The organism is Bifidobacterium avesanii, from assembly GCF_009299475.1.
Lineage (GTDB): Bacteria > Actinomycetota > Actinomycetes > Actinomycetales > Bifidobacteriaceae > Bifidobacterium > Bifidobacterium avesanii.
Window position 1 is genome coordinate 107,857 of the sequence record NZ_WBSN01000005.1, and the last position, 16,891, is coordinate 124,747.

General features: G+C 68.5%; 11 protein-coding genes. 2 read left to right on the forward strand and 9 right to left on the reverse strand.

Annotation, left to right across the window (positions count from 1 at the left end; translation table 11 throughout):
* The first annotated feature begins 19 nt into the window (after positions 1–19).
* Together DSM100685_RS04320 and DSM100685_RS04325 are read left to right on the forward strand one after the other, a co-directional pair.
* Entirely contained in the window at positions 20–748 is a 729-nt protein-coding gene (locus DSM100685_RS04320; protein ID WP_152350129.1) for a response regulator, read from the forward strand.
* A gap of 394 nt (positions 749–1,142) precedes the next feature.
* On the forward strand, positions 1,143–2,177 hold the full coding sequence (locus DSM100685_RS04325) for a bile acid:sodium symporter family protein (protein ID WP_152350130.1): 1,035 nt from the start codon (positions 1,143–1,145) through the stop codon (positions 2,175–2,177).
* Positions 2,178–2,426: 249 nt separating this feature from the next.
* Here the strand turns inward: DSM100685_RS04325 and DSM100685_RS04330 are convergent, their stop codons facing one another.
* From DSM100685_RS04330 to pdxT, 9 genes are all read right to left on the reverse strand, one after another.
* On the reverse strand, positions 2,427–5,120 hold the full coding sequence (locus tag DSM100685_RS04330; protein ID WP_163200922.1) for a glycoside hydrolase family 28 protein: 2,694 nt from the start codon (positions 5,118–5,120) through the stop codon (positions 2,427–2,429).
* A gap of 884 nt (positions 5,121–6,004) precedes the next feature.
* Positions 6,005–8,773: an ABC transporter permease gene (locus DSM100685_RS04335; protein ID WP_152350132.1), complete on the reverse strand. Its 2,769-nt coding sequence runs from the start codon at positions 8,771–8,773 to the stop codon at positions 6,005–6,007.
* 50 nt (positions 8,774–8,823) lie between these two features.
* On the reverse strand, positions 8,824–9,756 hold the full coding sequence (locus tag DSM100685_RS04340; protein WP_240811887.1) for an ABC transporter ATP-binding protein: 933 nt from the start codon (positions 9,754–9,756) through the stop codon (positions 8,824–8,826).
* Between the two features lie 158 nt (positions 9,757–9,914).
* Positions 9,915–10,910: an Lrp/AsnC family transcriptional regulator gene (locus DSM100685_RS04345; RefSeq protein ID WP_152350175.1), complete on the reverse strand. Its 996-nt coding sequence runs from the start codon at positions 10,908–10,910 to the stop codon at positions 9,915–9,917.
* A gap of 57 nt (positions 10,911–10,967) precedes the next feature.
* On the reverse strand, positions 10,968–11,747 hold the full coding sequence (locus DSM100685_RS04350; protein ID WP_152350133.1) for an energy-coupling factor transporter transmembrane component T family protein: 780 nt from the start codon (positions 11,745–11,747) through the stop codon (positions 10,968–10,970).
* A complete protein-coding gene (locus DSM100685_RS04355; protein ID WP_240811888.1) occupies positions 11,737–13,341 on the reverse strand; it encodes an ABC transporter ATP-binding protein in 1,605 nt (534 codons plus the stop codon). The genes DSM100685_RS04350 and DSM100685_RS04355 overlap by 11 nt, the downstream gene beginning before the upstream one ends.
* A complete protein-coding gene (locus tag DSM100685_RS04360; RefSeq protein ID WP_152350134.1) occupies positions 13,338–13,877 on the reverse strand; it encodes an ECF transporter S component in 540 nt (179 codons plus the stop codon). Before DSM100685_RS04360 ends, DSM100685_RS04355 begins: the two co-directional genes overlap by 4 nt.
* Positions 13,878–14,266: 389 nt before the next feature.
* Complete coding sequence (locus tag DSM100685_RS04365; RefSeq protein ID WP_152350135.1) at positions 14,267–15,583, reverse strand: O-acetylhomoserine aminocarboxypropyltransferase/cysteine synthase family protein; 1,317 nt, start codon at positions 15,581–15,583, stop codon at positions 14,267–14,269.
* A 682-nt stretch (positions 15,584–16,265) separates the two neighbouring features.
* The gene (pdxT, locus tag DSM100685_RS04370; protein WP_152350136.1) at positions 16,266–16,889 is read right to left on the reverse strand and encodes a pyridoxal 5'-phosphate synthase glutaminase subunit PdxT; all 624 of its coding nucleotides are present in this window, start codon (positions 16,887–16,889) and stop codon (positions 16,266–16,268) included.
* Between the last annotated feature and the right edge of the window lie 2 nt (positions 16,890–16,891).

The following is a 16,891-nucleotide window of genomic DNA, read 5'->3' on the forward strand; positions in this document are numbered from 1 at the left end:
ACCGGCTATGGTGGGAACCATGAGTGAAACGCAGGGAATCAGGGTGGTCATCGCGGACGATCAGGAGCTGGTGCGCGCCGGCTTCGCCATGGTGATCAATTCGCAACCCGACATGCAGGTGGTCGGTCAGGCCGGCGACGGCGGCGAGGCCGTGGCGCTGGCGGAGGGATTGCACCCGGACGTGGTGCTCATGGACGTGCGCATGCCCGGCATGGACGGGCTCGAGGCCACGCGGCGCATCACCGCGCTGGGCGTCGCGACCGCGGCCGATGCCCCGCAGGCGCGTCCGGTGCGCGTGATCATCCTGACCACCTTCGACCTCGACGAGTACGTCATGGCCGCGATCAACGCCGGCGCCTCGGGCTTCCTGCTCAAGGACACCGAGCCGGAGACGCTGCTCAGCTCCATCCGCACGGTGTTCAACGGCAACGCGATCATCGCCCCGTCCGCCACGAAGCGGCTCATCAAGAAGATGATGGAGGGCGGGTTCGCGCAGCCGGACGGGACCGAACCCGCTCCCGAGGAGCCCGCGGAGCCGTACACCGACCCGGAGCTCGAACTGCTCACCGACCGCGAGCGCGAGGTGCTCGTCGAGATCGCGCACGGCCTGTCGAACCAGGAGATCGCGGACAGGCTCGTCGTCTCCCTGCCCACGGTGAAGACCCACGTGGCGCACATCCTCGCCAAGATCAACGCGCGCGACCGCGTGCAGGCCGTGGTGTTCGCCTACGAGAACCACTTGGTGTGAGCCGTCCGCGCGGATCCGCCCTCCGCACGGCACGCGCCCCGCACGCGCAACACATCCGAAACGAAGTGTTCACATAGTGGCCATCACATGGCGCCCGCCCGGCGGCGCGTCCTATGGTGTGCACCAGTTCGGGTCGGAACAACGATCCGGTACGGAAACGATGCGAAAGGAGGTTCGCCATGATGACGGAAAACAACACTGTTGGCAAGAAGATTCTGCTGCTGTCCGTTCGAATTATTATCACGTCATCGCTGGCGGACTGAACAGCATCCTTTGAAGCTGTGCCCCGCCAGCGAGCGGCGGGACCAGCGGACAAAATCTCGACGGGCCCTGCCGGATGCGGCGGGGCTTTTTGCTTATCACAGCAAACAATAGAGAGGAAGAAGACCTACTCATGGAAAAGGTCAAGAAATTCGCCGACTGGCTCACCAAGTGGTTCACGGCGATCGTCGTCATCTGGGCCGTGTTCAACTACTTCGTGCCCGCCACCAGCGTGTGGGCCAAGAGCTACACCGGCTACCTGCTGGGCATCGTGCTGTTCGGCATGGGCCTGACCCTGTCGCTGGACGACTTCGCCCGCATCGTTAAGCAGCCGCTCATGGTGATCGTCGGCACCGTCGCGCACTTCGTGATCATGCCGCTCGTGGCCGTGCTGCTGTGCTGGATCTTCCGCCTCGACGGCCCGCTGGCCGTGGGCGTGATCCTCGTGGGCTGCTGCCCGTCCGGCACCTCCTCCAACGTGATGAGCTACCTGTCCCGCGGCGACGTGGCGCTTGACGTCTCGATCGGCATCCTGTCCACCCTGTGCGCCCCGTTCATGATCCCGCTGCTCATGCAGTGGCTCGCCTCCCAGTACGTGTCCGTGCCGGCCGAGTCCCTGTTCATCAACGCCCTCAAGGTCGTGCTCTTCCCGATCGCCCTCGGCGTGGTGTGCCACATGATCTTCGGCAAGAAGATCGAAAAGGTCACGGTCGCGCTGCCGATCGTCTCCCAGGTCGCCATCCTGCTCATCATCGGCGTGGTCGTGGCCGCCAACCAGCCCAAGCTGTTCTCCGCCGCCACCCTGCTCGCCATCCCGGTGGTCATGCTCCACAACCTCTCCGGCTACGCGCTCGGCTTCGGCTTCTCCAAGCTCATGTACAAGATCTACCCGAAGGGCTTCCGCTACGCCCAGCAGAAGGCCATCACCTTCGAGGTGGGCATGCAGGACTCCGCCCTCGGCGCCACGCTGGCCCTGACCTCCTTCGCCGCCACCCCGCTCGCGGCCGTGCCGTCCACGTTCTTCTCCGTGTGGCACAACATCTCCGGCTCGGTGCTCTCCAGCTGGTGGCGCAACCACGATGACAAGCACGCCATCGCGCACGACTCCGACAACGGCGAGAAGGGTTCCGCCAAGGTCGTCGCCGAGAACGCGGCCACCGCGGCCTGATCGGTTCGTCGCAACTGACTGAATCCAAATACATTCAGCTCAAGGGGCTCGTCTTCCCAATGCGGAAGGCGAGCCCCTTTCTTGTATGGCTCTTATATGGCGACGGCGATGGCCCCGCTCCCCTTGGATGGGAGACGGGTCATCGCCGGTGACGCCGGTGACACTTACCGAGCCGTTTCGCCCGCGGCCGCACGGGATCATTCCGCGCGTCTCAATTCGCACGCCAACCGCGCGTCACCTTCATGCGGCTCATCCCACGCTGATCGCGATCGTCTTGGACACGGCGAACGCGCCGGCCTCCACGCGCAGCGTCACGTGATGCACGCCCTCGTCGCCCGGCTTCGGCGTCCAGACCAGTTCGGCGGTTTCGCCGGTTCCTTCACCGGTTTCGCGACCGTCGCCCGCGCCCGCGACGATGCCGAACGAAGCCCCGTCCGGCAGCCCGTCCGCCGTCACGTCGCGCACGCCGACCTGACCGAGCGGGTCGCGCACGATCACCGGCAGCCGCAGTTCCTCCCCCACGCGCGCCCGCGGCGACGCCTCGGCGAGGAAGTACGGCAGGTGCACGCTCCTCGGCAGCGGCTTGCGGTCGTTCGGCACGTCGTAGCGGTAGCCGTTGGCGAGGCTTGGGACGGTGGGCAGCGCGTACCGTTCGTCCGGCGGGGTCATCGGCTCGGGCGCACGCAGCACGGCCTGCTCCACCGCGAGGTCGCCGGGCAGGGCCACGTCGCGCACGGTGGTGGTGAGGTACGGCTCGCCGGGCACGAACTCGAAGCCCGTGCGGCGCTTGAACGGGTGGGTCACCTCCACCACGTGGCTCACGCCGTCCGCCACGGCCGCGTGCACGTGCGCGAAGGTGCCGCCGCTGACGTCGTCGAGCACGATGGCCGGCCGCGCGTCCTCAGTCTCGAAGCCCAGCGCGAGGCCCTCCACGGTGAGTCCGTCCACATGCCGCGCATACAGGCCGTAGGCGGGCAGAATGCCGAACTGCACCGGCTCGGGGTACGTGCGCACGCTCTCGGCCACGTTGTACGGGTCAGGAACCCACGAGCCGCCGACGCTGTCCGCCGTCCCGCCGTCCGCTCCCGGTTTGCCCGATGCGCTCGGTTTGTCCGGCGCGCTTGGCTCGAACCGCACGCGCGGCATCACGTCCGCATTGTCGCGCTGCACGAGCCACGGCAGGTCCTGCGTCTCCGGCGCGATGTCCCATTCGCGGAACGTCCACGGCGTGTTGACGAACCGCTGCTCGGTCGCGTCCGCGAGGCTGAGTCCGCCGCGGTACGTCACGTCGATGTTCCTCATGCGCAGGTCCTCGATGCGCCCGTCGAGCGTGCCGGCCACGATGATCGGATAGCGCGGGTCCACGTTGCACGCCCGCACGTTCGTGATCTCGATGTGCGCGGCACGTGCCACATGGTCGGCGCCCACCGCGTTGCCCATGCTCTTCACGTCCTGATCGCCCAGCGCGGCGTCCATGTCCGGGCGGTATCCACCGGCGGCCTCGTCCCACACGTACGGATGCCTCACGCCGTCGATCTCCGCCCAGTTCGCGGGGTTGAGGCGCACGGGGTCGGCCGGGTCCACCACGCGCAGGATGCGCCCGCCGTCGAGCTCCGCCTGCGTGTAGTTGTAGGACGGAATGTAGCGGCGGACCGGGTATCGGTCATATCCGGGCAAATTCGGCAGAATCCAGCGCCGGTCGTCCAGCCGCACGTCGCCGTCGGGCTCGGTGAGCGGCTCGGTCGTGCGCCCGGTGACGGGGAACCGTCCGCGGTCGCCGGTACGGATGAAGATCGGACAGGTGAGCACGTCCTCCATGTCGAGGTTCTCGACCACCACGTTGGTCATGTCGGAGCCGTCCACCGCCTCAAGCGCAAGGCCCATGCAGTGCTCGAAACGGATGTTGCGGATGGTGACGAGATCATAGCCGGCGGTGGCCTCGGTGCCGAGCTTGACGCGCCCGATGCCGGGGATGCCCGGGTAGCCCATGATGCGGTCGGAGGACGGGTTGCCGGCGAGCACGCTGCCGGTATCGTAGCCGGAGACCGTGCAGTTCTCCACGAGGACGTTGCGCGCGGGGGCGAAGCGTTCGGCGCCGTAGGAGGATTTGACGACGATCGCGTCGTCGTGCAGCGTGTTGAACGTGCAGCCGCGCACGGTGCAGTCCCGCACGGAGTCGATGTCGATGCCGTCGCGGTTCGAGTCCACGAGCAGGTTCTCCACGAGCAGGTCCGTCACGTCGGTGGCGATGATGGCGAAGTGCCCGCCGTAGAGCATGCGGAAGTCGCGGAGCACCACGTGAGCGCCGCCCCTCAGCGCGATGCCCTTGTTGCCGAACCATTCGGTGGTGTGGCCGGGCAGGTCGCGCCGCGGCGGGTCCTGCGGGTCGGAATAGACCAGCGCGGTGTGGCGCACGCCGTGCTCGTCCACCCAGCTGCCGTCGATGAGGCCCGGGCCGTGGATCATGACGTTCTCGACGTGGTCGCCCCAGATGAGGCAATTGCGCAGGTACGAGTGCGCGTGGTCCTGCAATCCCACGTACGGGTTGACCTCCGGCTCGAGGCTGTTGCCGGCGCCATCCCCGTTTCCGGCGTTCCCGGCGTCCGCTCCCCCATCCGCGGTGAACGCCTCGCCGGTCACGTCGCTCACGCCGTCCCGGATGGAGTACCTCCCGGAGGCGAGCGTCGCGCCCTGCGACAGATACAGGTTGACGTTGCTTCTGAGCTCGATGGTATAGGTGACGAACCGGCCCGCGGGGATGACGACCGTGCCCCCGCCCGGGCGCCCGGCGGCGTGCGCGACGGCCGCGTTGATGGCCCTCGCGTTCTCCTGCGGCGTCGCCCCGGGGGACGCGCCGAAGTCGGTGACGTCGAACGAGTCGTCCTTGCCGGTTTTCGTCAAATCGTCCGCGCGAACCGCGCAGCCTGTGGCGCGAGGGATCATGCCAGCCTCCATTGGTGTCATGCGATGTTCTTCACTGTACATGGTGAGTCGCGGCGGGCCCGTTCCGGCATTCCTTTGCCTCGAGTTGCAGCTTGCGGCCGCCATGTAGTTTTGTATTTCCGATTTGTGTGGTCGATTGTGCGGGGTGGACTGAGTAGCCCCATTGCGATTCCGGCGTTATTTCAAGGGGCATATCCGGCCATGCGCCAAAATCGACCACACAAATCGGAAATACAACTGACGAAAAGCGGAAGGAACAGCGGGAACCCGCCAATCACGCGTTATTTGCCTTCAACCTACGACTTTCACGGATGAACGACCCCATACGCGTGACTGCGGCGCCAGCACGGCCCATGGCGGGGACTCCGCGCGCCGAACAATCCCCTCAGCGCGGCGGCGCCTCCCGCCTCCGCGTCCGCGGCGCATTCGGAACCTTCGACGCTGGTGGCGACGCCAGGAGGATCTTTCGTCTCCGCGTCCGCAGCGCACCGGTCGACGCCGATGACTCGACAAGAAGACCCGATGTCTCTCCCCATCGCATCCGTCACACTTCACTGCCGCCGCTCATGCGCCCAGTGGCCATCGCAACGCGCAATCGTTCCAATCCGCGGGGCCATGCTCCCAGATTGGAACGATCAATGCGTTTTCCGGCATCCCCGACACCCCAAAACACGTCGATCGTTCCAATCCGCGCTTTCGGGAGTGCAGGTTGGAACGATCGACGCAAGCGAAGAGCGGGAACGCCACGACTTGGTCAAAGTTCCGCTCATCAGTCGAGCCGCCAGCCAAGCCGCCAAGCGGGCGGCCCAATAGGTGTCCGCTTGGCGAAGGGAATACGGTCAACGCGGCGGCCACCGATTGAGACGGCATTTAAGCCCCAGCCGTCAGGCTTCGGCCAGCGCCTCAACCGGAGGGGTGCGGACCGCGCGGCGGGCCGGGAACACGCTGGCGAGCAGCGCGGACGCGGCGGCCACCGCCAGAATGATGCCGACCATGCCCCAGTCCACGGTGAGCTGGACCTGACCGAACTGGCTGAACATCACGTAGGAGCCGAGCCATGCGAACAGGTTGCCCACGACCACGCCCGCCACGCCGGAGACGAGCGCGATGAGCAGCGCCTCCACGGCGAGCGAGCGCTTGAGCTGCCCGCGGGTCATGCCGATGGCGCGCAGGGTGGCGGATTCGCGGGTGCGCTCGATCACGGACAGGCTCAGCGTGTTGGCCACGCCGATCAGCGCGATCACCACGGCCACGGCGAGCAGCCCGACCATCACCATGAGCACCATGTCGACCATCCTGTCCCACACGGCGCGCTGGGCGAAGGCGCCGTTCACCTCCACGTTCGGGTTGTCGCCCAGCGCGTCCTGCACCGCGTTCAGCAGGTCGGCGGGCACGGCGTCGCGGCTCACCTTGGCCCAGATCTGGTAGGTCACGCCGCCGTCCCGCTCGCCGCCACCATTCGCGCCGGCCGCACCATTCGCGCCGGCCGCGGCGAGCGAGCGCTCGACCGCGTCGAACGTGCCGGGCGAGACGAGTCCGAACAGCTGGTAGTCGGCGTCCACGCGGCGGAAGTCGCTGATCGCCACCGTGAGCGGCGTGGATGCGGATGCCGCGCGCACCGTGCCGTCGGCCGCGTAGTCGATCGGGAGCACCTTGAGCGTCATACCGTCGGTGATGCCCATGGAGTCGTTGAGGTGCTTCTCGGGCAGGACGACCGTCCCGTCGGCGATCGCGTCGGCCGCGTAGCCGGCGTTCATGACGGCCTTCGCGTCCGTGGCGGAGATGCCGTACAGGCTCATGACATCGCCGAGGTCCGACGGCTGCGGATCGGCGCCGTAGCTCGCGTCGAGCACCTTGACGAGCCGCGCGTCCTCGATGCCGTCCACTGCCTTGAGCTTGTCCAGCATGGTCTGGTCGACCGCGACGCCGGAGCCCGTGGCCGCGGCGACCTGCATGTCCACGCTGTAGCGCATGTCGAGCGACTTGGCGAGGGACAGCTTGGCGCATGCGGCGCCGGTGCCGAGGCAGCTGACGAGTGTGACGCCGATGAGCAGCGCCGCGCCCGTGGCGGCCACGCGGCGGCGGTTCTTCTGGATATTGGCGGCGGCGATCGCGGCGGACGGGCCGCAGTGCGAGACCATCGCGCCCACGCCGCGCAGCAGGGCGGGCATCCAGCGCACGGCGGAAAGGAGCAGCCCCACGAAGAAGAGGATCGCCGCGCCGATCGAGGCGAGCAGCACCATGCTGAAGTTCTCGTCAAGCATGGAGCTCCGGCCGTGCAGGTATTGCCACGTCTGGCGCACGGCGAACGCGGCCACCGCAACGCCGAGCAGCATCAGGAGCAGGCTCAGCGCGAGGCGAAGCGCGCCGGACTTCCGCTCCTGGCTGATCTCCAGCGGCTGCAGCGCCTCCAGCGGCGTGACGGACGTGGCGGCGCGGGCCGAGGACAGGGACGCGAGGATCGTCACGACCACGCCGAACGCGACCGGCACGGCGAACACGGGCCACGTGGGGATCAGCGAGAACGCCACGCCTCCCGCGTTGACGTGCGTCGCGGCGAGCGCGCCGATCAATCCCATCGCGAGCGCGATGCCGAGCGCCGAGGAGACCAGGCCCAGCAGCCCCGCTTCGAAGATCACCGAGGCATACAGCTGTCCGCGCTTCGCGCCGATCGTGCGCAGCAGGGCGAGCGTGCGCCGGCGTTGCGCGACCATGACCTGGAACGTGTTGGCGATCACGAGCGCGGCCACGAACATGGCGAGCACGCCGAACGCGAGCAAGAACTGGGTGGTGACGTCGGTGCCGTCCTCCGCGCTCATGGACTTGAGGCCGTCGTTCTCGTACTGCGTCTTGGAAATCGCCTTGTATCCCTTGGGCAGCAGCGCGCTGACGCGGTCCAGCACGGCCTGGTCGCTGGAGCCGGCGGGCGCCTCGATGTCCAGATACAGGAAGTACACGTTGGCGTCGTTCATGGACGGATAGGAGACCATCAGCCGATCGAGCGCGGCGTCGGTGACCACCGCGGAGCCGCCGTAGTACACATCCGCCCCGTCGTCCGCGAAGCCGGAAATGGTGAGTTGCACGGCCGCCTTGGACCTGCCGGGCGCGGTGGAGGGCACGTAGGGCGTCACGTCGATCCGGTCGCCGATCGTCGCGCCGATCCGGTCGGCGAGGGCTTTGGACACCACGATCTGCCCGTCGTCCGCGGGCCACGAGCCTTCCATCAGCTTTTGGACCATGATGTCCTCCGGCTTGGTCATGGGCATGGCGACGGTGATGGTGTGGCTTTGGCCGTGGGAGAGGTCCACCGAGGCGCTGATGTCCGGACGGGCGCCGGCGACGCCGTCCACCCTGCGGATGGCGTCGAGGTTGAGGTCGCCGAGCGTGGGCGTGGCGGCCGCCTCCTGACCGTTCCCGGCGGATTGGGCGTCCGAGGATTGCGCGTCCGAGGATTGGGATTGGTCGCCGGAATACGTTGCGATGTAGTTCGCCCCGCCGAAATTCGCGGAGACCATCCGGCGGAACGAGGCGTTGAGCGAATTGCCGAACAGGAACGTGCTGGCGATGAACGCCGTGCCGATGATGATGGCGATGCCGGCGGGGATGAGCATTTTGGCGCTGTTGCGCATGAGTTTGAGCGTGACCGACCACATGGCGGTTTCCCTTCTGATTGCTTCGTGCTTTTGATCGTGATCCGGCCGGCTCAGGCGTGGCGGGCCATGGGGCGGACGCCGCCCACGGTTCTGGTGGCGCGGTCGCGCTCGGCCATGAGCAGACGGTTCATGGCGTCGGCGTCGGGCCGGTCCACGTCGGCCACGATCCGCCCGTCCGCGAACACGATCGCGCGGTCGGCGTAGGAGGCGGCCACCGCGTCGTGCGTGACCATGACGATCGTCTGGCCGAGTTCCCTGACGGAGCGCTTGAGGAAGGCGAGCACCTCGGCGCTGGAAACGGAGTCGAGGTTGCCGGTCGGCTCGTCGGCGAACACCAGATCCGGCTTGGTGACGAGCGCGCGGGCGATGGCGACGCGCTGCTGCTGGCCGCCGGACAGCTCGTTGGGACGGTGGTCCAGGCGCTCCCTGAGGCCGAGCGTGGTGACGAGCAGGTCGAACCACGCGCGGTCGGGCTTGGCGCCGGCGAGCGTCAGGGGCATGAGGATGTTCTGCTCGGCGGTGAACATGGGCAGCAGGTTGAAGCTCTGGAAGATGAAGCCGATCCGGTGGCGGCGCAGCAGGGTGAGCTCGTTGTCGTTCATGGCGGTGAGGTCCTTGCCGCCGAACATGATGTGCCCGCGCGTGGCCGAGTCGAGGCCGGCGAGCGTGTGCATGAGCGTGGACTTGCCGGAGCCGGAGGGGCCCATGATCGCGGTGAAACGGCCCTGCTCGAAGCGCACGTTGACGCCGCGCAGCGCGTGCACGGCCGCGTCGCCGGAGCCGTAGTCCTTGACGAGGTCGATCGCCTCGATGGCCACGGGCGCGTTCAAATCGGCCACGTGCGGGGCGGGCGCGGCCTTTGCCTGATCCAGCGGCGTCCGCGGCGGGCGGGGCGGTTCGGACGTCCGCGGCGTGCCGGCCACGGTGATTTGCACGTTGCCGTCCAACGTCGCGCCGTCGTGCATCGCTGCGTCGTTCATCATTGCGTCGTTCATCATTGCGTCCTTCGTCTCGGTTCCGGGGCCTCTCCCCGCTTGCTGGTCCCCAGACTACGGGCGCGCGCCCGGCCCCGTCATGGTGCGCGGGGATGAAAATCACGCCATGCCGCCCTGCGCTCCTCATCCTTGAGGATGATGCCGCCTCACCGCACGGCGAGCTCGTAGGATTCCTTCTCGACGCTCACCGTGGAGGCCCACCACGCCTGCTCGACGCCGGGAAGCGTGCGGATCGACCGGTCGACGGTGCGCCACAGGGAGGCGTCGTCGTCCGCGATCATCTCGATGAGGTAGTCGGCGCCGCCGAGCCCCACGCCGCTCATCACGTAGGTCACCTCGTCGATGTCCACGAGCGCGTCCACGTCCATCACGTGCGGCGGTCGGACGGCGAGGCCCAGGAACGCCTGACGGAAGCCGCCGAGGCGCATGGGGCTCACAGTGGCCATGATGCGCATGAGCCCGTCCTCCTCGAGGCGGCGGATGCGCCCGCGCACGGCGGTGTGGGTCACGCCGAGCCGCTCCCCCACGGTCTGGTAGCTGGCGCGGCCGTCGTCCTGCAGCGCGTTGAACGTCTCCGCGAGTCTGGGGTCCAGCGCGCGCACCGCCGCATCCGCGCCCACGTTGGCCTCGCGCTTGGTCAGCGCGCCGCAATCGGCGGGTTCCACGCCGTGCGCGCGCAGCAGCCGGTTCACCACGCTCACGTTGTGGTCGTCGAGCACGAGGCGGCCGCAGGAGAACACCTGAACGCGCGAGCAGCCGGGCAGCGTGCGCAGGTCGTGCTTGAGGAACCGGTCCATCGCCGCGTTGGAGTACACGACGGCCTCGGCGATGATGTCCGCGTCCCCCAGCGCGCACACCACGTACGTGACCTCGCGCATGGCCTTGAGCCGGGCAAGCGCCTCGTCGCGCCGGCCGTCCACGCGCAGGCCCACGATCACCTGGCAGTAGTTGTCGAAGGCGAGCGGGTTGGCCACGGCGGTCACGCGCATTGCGCCCGATTCCGTGAGCCGCCGGTAGCGTTCGGTGGCGGCGTACACGGAGATGCCCAGCCGCTCGGCGAGCGCGGCGAGCGGCATGCGCCCGTCGCGCTGCAGCGCGGCCACGATGGCGAGATCGGTCGCGTCCACGCCCGTTGGTTCCATGATCGGCACTGCTCGGCCCTCCTTCCTTCCGACGTCTGGCATCCAACGCCCGACGGCCTAGACACGCGCCCATGCGGTCAGCGCCGCGAGCGCCGCGGTGAGTGCGACCGTGGCGGCGAGCAGCCCCCAGTCGGCGCCCCGCATGCGCAGGCCCACGCGCGAGGTGCGCGCGACGCCGTGCATGCCGAGCCCGCGCGAGGCCATGGCCCATCCGACGCCCTGGCTCATGCGGTAGGCGCGGATGAGCACCGCCACGATCACCGGCAGGTAGGCGCGCGCACGGGCGAGCGGCGACTTGCCGGACAGGTCGAGCCCTCGGGCGCGCTGGGCGTCCACGACCGACTGGAAGATGCGGAAGAACACGGGGATGTACCTCAGGGACGTGGCGAGCGTGAGCCCCGCCCGGTACGGCAGCCCCAGCGCGGTGAGCCCGCGGATGAGCCTCGGCTGGCTGGTGGTGAACAGCGTGAGGAAGCACGCGAAGCCGAGCGCCGGGATGCGCAGGCCCATGACCGCCGCCATGACGAGGTTTTCGCGCGTGATCCTGAGCCATCCCCAGCGCCACAGTTCGTGTTCGCCGGACGGGTCGAAGACGGGCCAGAGCACCACGATGAGCGCGATGATGGCGGCGAGCGCCTTCCACACCCATGCGATGCGCTCGGCGGGCACATGGTCGGCGGCGAGCATCGCGTGCTCGGCCGCGAGCGCGGCGAGGATGACGAGCGGGTCGCGCCACACGAGGCACAGCACGAGCAGCGTGAGGCTCATGAGGAATTTGACGCGCGGGTCGGCGCGGTGCAGCCAGCCGTCGCCGGGCACGTACAGGTCAGCGTCCATCGGATCCCTCCCGTTCGGCGGCCAAGCCGCCAGCCTGACCGGCAGCTGGAACTGGACCGGCGTCCCGGCCGGCGAGCCGTCCCCATTCGACCACGCGCCCGGCGTCGAGGCGTAGCACGTGGGTGCAGTGGTCCGCGACGGCGCGCATGTCGTGGCTGATCATGATCACGGTGGTCCCCCGCCGGTTGAGCGCGTCCACCGCGCCGAGCAGCCTCGCGGAGCGTTTGCGGTCGAGCCCGGCGGTCGGCTCGTCGAGCACCAGCACGTCGGTTCCCATGGCGAGCACCGAGGCGAGGGCCACGGCACGACGGTCGCCGTACCCGAGCGTGGCCGGGGACACGTCCGCCAGGTCGCGCAGGTCGAACAGGTCGAGCATGCGTTCCACGGCGGCGTCCACTTCCGGGGCGGGCCGGCCGAGCGCCTTGGCCCCGAACGCGATTTCCTCGCGCGTGGAGGCGCAGAAGATCTGGTGGTCGGGGTTCTGGAACACGTATCCGACGTGCCGGGCAAGCCCTCCGACCGTATGCCCGCGGGTGTCGAGCCCGTCCACGACCACGTTGCCGGCGGTGGGCTTGAGCAGCCCGTTCAGATGCCGGGCGAAGGTGGTCTTGCCCGATCCGTTCGCGCCGACCAGTCCCACGAACGCGCCGCGCGGGATGTCCACACTCACATCGTCGAGCGCGGCCGGGGCGCCGGCGGGCAGGCCGGCGTAGCGGTGCGTCAGATGGTCGGCGGCGACCGCCGGGGGCTCGCCGCCGGGCGAATCGGACAACGGGCTTTCGGGCGTGACGCGCAAGCGTGGCTCCGGCCCGGGCAACGCCACGCCGAGGCCCTCCAGCAGCTCCGGCTCGCGCGCGAACAGGTCCGGCCCGGCGTCGCGCACCACGCGGCCGCGGTCGAGCACGACCACGCGGTCCGCCCACTGCGCCAGATGGTCGGTGTCCTGTTCGGCCATGACGACGGTGAGGCTGCGCCCGGATGCGGCGCGCGCCCGCCGGATGCCGGACAGCGCCTTGAAGACCTCGCGTCGGCCGTCCGGGTCGAGCGCGGCGGTCGGCTCGTCGAGGATGAGGACGTCCGGCTCCCCCGCGAGCGCCGCGGCGATGGCCACGCGCTGCATCTGCCCGCCGGACAGGCTCGTCGGCACGCGGCCGCGGAAGCCGTCAAGGCCCACGAGCCGCAGCACGTCGTCGATGCGCCGGTCCATGAGCGCGGGATCCATGCCGCGCTGTTCGAGCGGAAACGCGATCTCCTCCTCCACGGACGCGCAGAACAGCTGGGATTCGGGGTCCTGCTGCACGTAGCCCACGCGCCGGGACAGGTCCGCCACGGCCGTCTCGCCGGTGCGCATGCCGGCCACGGTCACGCTTCCGGCCATGTCGCCGTCGGCGAGCTCGGGGATGATGCCGGCCAACGCCATAAGCAGCGTTGATTTGCCGGCGCCGGTGGGACCGACCACGCCGACGAACTCGCCGGGCCGGACGGTCAGGTCAACGCCGCGAAGCCCGGGGACCGGCCGGCCGCCGTCGATGATCGGCGCGTACCGCCAGCCAAGCCCCCGGGCTTCGATCAGCGCGTGCGCGGATGGGTTCACTCGCCCGCCTTGACGCCGAGGTTGCCGAGGCGCACCAGCGGCGGGTAGGCCTTGCGCACGGCGGCGAACAGGGCGAAGCCGATCACCAGTCCCACGGCGGCCTGCGCGGAGTTGCCGAGCACCTCGCCCAGGGCCGGGCCCCAGCCGGAGAGGATGCCGCCGGCGATGAAGTAGCCGAACACCTTCCACACGCCGGCCACCACGGACCACAGGATCACGTCGAACGGCTTGAACCTGCGCACGGCAGCGCCCACGATGACGGCCTGCACGCCGTCGATGACGAAGGTGAAGACGGCCCACTGCGGGTAGCCGCTGATGAGGTCGCCGAGCGCCGGGCCGAGGCCGCCGATGATGCCGCCGACCCACGGGCCGAACGCGTAGGAGGCGAAGAAGATCATCGCGTCGGACAGGTTGAGGTAGCCGCGCGTGGGCGTGGGGATCTTGACGAACATGGTGACCACGGTGGTCACGGCGGTCATGATGGCGATCAGCGGAATGGTGGAGGCGGTGAGCGCCTTCTGGGTTTTGGCAGCCATATTTCCCTCTCTTCTTTCAAAACATATGACTTCGACTGCCAATATAGTACAAATTGAAAGTAAACTGCGCTGTTTTCTTTCAAAAGATCAAAATATGGCGTGGAATGGCGAAAGGGGGTTCGCATCCTCCGCCACTCGTCGCCTGCCGTTTGCCGTCCGCCGCTTGCCGCCTCGCCGCTTACCGACACCGGCGAGACGTCCGGCCCGCGAAAGGAATGCCCCGCATCCATCACACGAACCGCAAACGAACATGTCACCGTCCGTGGACAGCCCCGCGGCGACCGGAGACGCACGCGGCCGGCGCAAACGGGCGAAGGCCCCGCGACATGACACGCGGGGCCTTCGCCATGGCTGGATCAATCAATTCGGGAGAATCGGCGGGGACTGCCTCACTTGGCGAGGCCGGAGGCGCGGACCGCCTCGAAGCCGGCCTTGAGGTCGTCGAGGATGTCCTCGATGTTCTCGGTGCCGATGGACAGGCGGATGGTGCCCTGGTGGATGCCCTGGTCCTCGAGCTCCTCGATGGTCTCCTGGGAGTGGGTGGTGGAGGCCGGGTGGATCACGAGGGACTTCACATCAGCCACGTTGGCCAGCAGGCTGAACAGGTGCAGGTTGTCGATGAAGACGCGCGCCGCGTCCTTGCCGCCCTTGATGTCGAACGTGAAGATAGAGCCGGCGCCGTTCGGGAAGTACTTCTCGTACAGCGCGTGGTCGCGGCGGCCCGGGATGGACGGGTGGGACACGGACTCGACCTCCGGCACGGTCTGCAGGTACTCGACGACCTTGAGCGCGTTCTGCACGTGGCGCTCGACGCGCAGGGACAGGGTCTCGGTGCCCTGCAGCAGCAGGAAGGCCGCGAACGGGGACAGGGTGGCGCCGGTGTCGCGCAGCAGGATGGCGCGGATGCGGGTCACGAAGGCCGTGCCGCCGAGGGCCTCGTAGAAGTTGAGGCCATGGTAGGACGGATCCGGCTCGGTGAGGGTCGGGAACTTGCCCGGCACCTCGGCCCAGTTGAACTTGCCGCCCTCGACGACGACGCCGCCCAGCGTGGTGCCGTGGCCGCCGATGAACTTGGTGGCGGACTCCACCACGACGTCCGCGCCGTGCTCGAGCGGGCGGAACAGGTACGGGGTGGCGAAGGTGTTGTCCACGACGACCGGCAGATGGTGCTTATGGGCGATCTCGGAGATGGCCTCGAAGTCCGGCAGGTCGGCGTTCGGGTTGCCGAAGGTCTCGAAGTAGACGAGCTTGGTGTTCTCCTGGATGGCGTCCTCGAAGTTCTGCGGGACCTCCGGATCGACGAAGGTGGTGGTGATGCCGTCGCGCGGCAGGGTGTGCTTGAGCAGGTTGAAGGTGCCGCCGTAGATGTTCTTGGAGGAGACGATGTGGTCGCCGGACTGGGTGATGTTGCGCACCGCGTACTCGACGGCCGCGGCGCCGGAGGCCACCGCGATGCCGGCGGTGCCGCCTTCGAGGGCGGCGATGCGGTCCTCGAACACGCCCTGGGTGGAGTTGGTCAGGCGGCCGTAGATGTTGCCGGGATCGGCGAGGCCAAAGCGGGCCTCGGCGTGGTCGAAGTTGTGGAAGACGTAGCTGGTGGTCGCGTAGATCGGGACCGCGCGGGAATCGGTCGCCGGGTCGGCGTGCTCCTGGCCGACGTGCAGCTGCAGGGTTTCGAAACGGTACTTCTTGTTGGCCTCGGTCATGAGGTGCTCCTTCGTGTTGATGCGGGTACTGCTCTGTTCGCCACCCGCCGGCCGTGAGGCGGTTGGCGAGGTGTTGGTTATGACCCTACGGCGGGCCGCCCGCCCCGCGCAAGCCGAACGCTATCCGTGTTATCTATAGCCCCTTCAAATCCCATACGGCAGTAGGCCTGAGCACCTGTCGACAACCCGCCTTCCCGTCCGAAAAAACGCGCGACACGCCGACGCGAGCGACGGGATTGCGGTGAGCCGCCGGCCGTCCTGAACATGCGACGGAGCCTCGAGCGCTTCCACCGCCGACCGTGAACGACATTCGTCCGCGTGCAGGCGTGACAGAGTCCGCGCCGTGACAAGGACCGTGACAAAGTCCGTCCGCGCACGGTCGCGTGCATCGCACGACGGCGGAATCACGCCGATTTCACTCGGCCGTGACCATGCATGGACGGTCTACGTCACGCGCACGGTCACGCATGGTCGCGGTCCGCGCCGCATGCGCGCCGTCGCACGCCACGCATGCCCCGATCGGCCCAACCTGTGCCCCCTCGCAGCGCAAATTGGACCGATCCGGGGATTGTGAACGCTCACGAAGCATCGAAAAACGCGCGATCGGTCCAAGCTGCCACACATGGGGCGCAGGTTGGAACGATCGCGCGTTCGGGGTTCGGATTCGGCGCGGATGCTCGGCCTACAGGCCGAGGAACAGCTCGTGGATGCGCGTGTCCCCGGTGAGCTCCGGGTGGAACGCCGTGGCGATGATGTTGCCCTGCCGCAGGGCCACCGGATGCCCGTCCACGCTGGTCTCCACGGTGGCGCGGGGGCCGACGGAGACCACGTACGGCCCGCGGATGAACACGAGCGGGAAGTCCGCGATGGACCCGCCGAACGAGCCGGTGCCGCTGAACGAGCCGAGCTGGCGGCCGTACGCGTTGCGGCGCACGGTGGCGTCGAGCGCCCCGAAGTAGACGTTCGGGTCGTTGTCGAGCCGGGCGGCGAGCAGGATCATGCCGGCGCAGGTGCCGAACACGGGCTTGCCGGCGGCGATGTGCCGCACGATCGGATCGAACAGCCCGGTGGAGCGCAGCAGCTTGCCCTGCGTGGTCGACTCGCCGCCGGGCAGGATCACCCGGTCGATCGAGTCGTCGAAGTCGGAGGCCTGGCGCAGCAGCTTCCACGGCGCGCCGAGCCGGTCGAGCATGGCGGCGTGTTCGGCGAACGCGCCCTGCACGGCGAGGATGCCGGTCACGCCGCGGCCCGCGGCCTCGGCGCCGTCCGACTCCTCCTTGTCGATGTATTCGGCTGCGACGACCATGG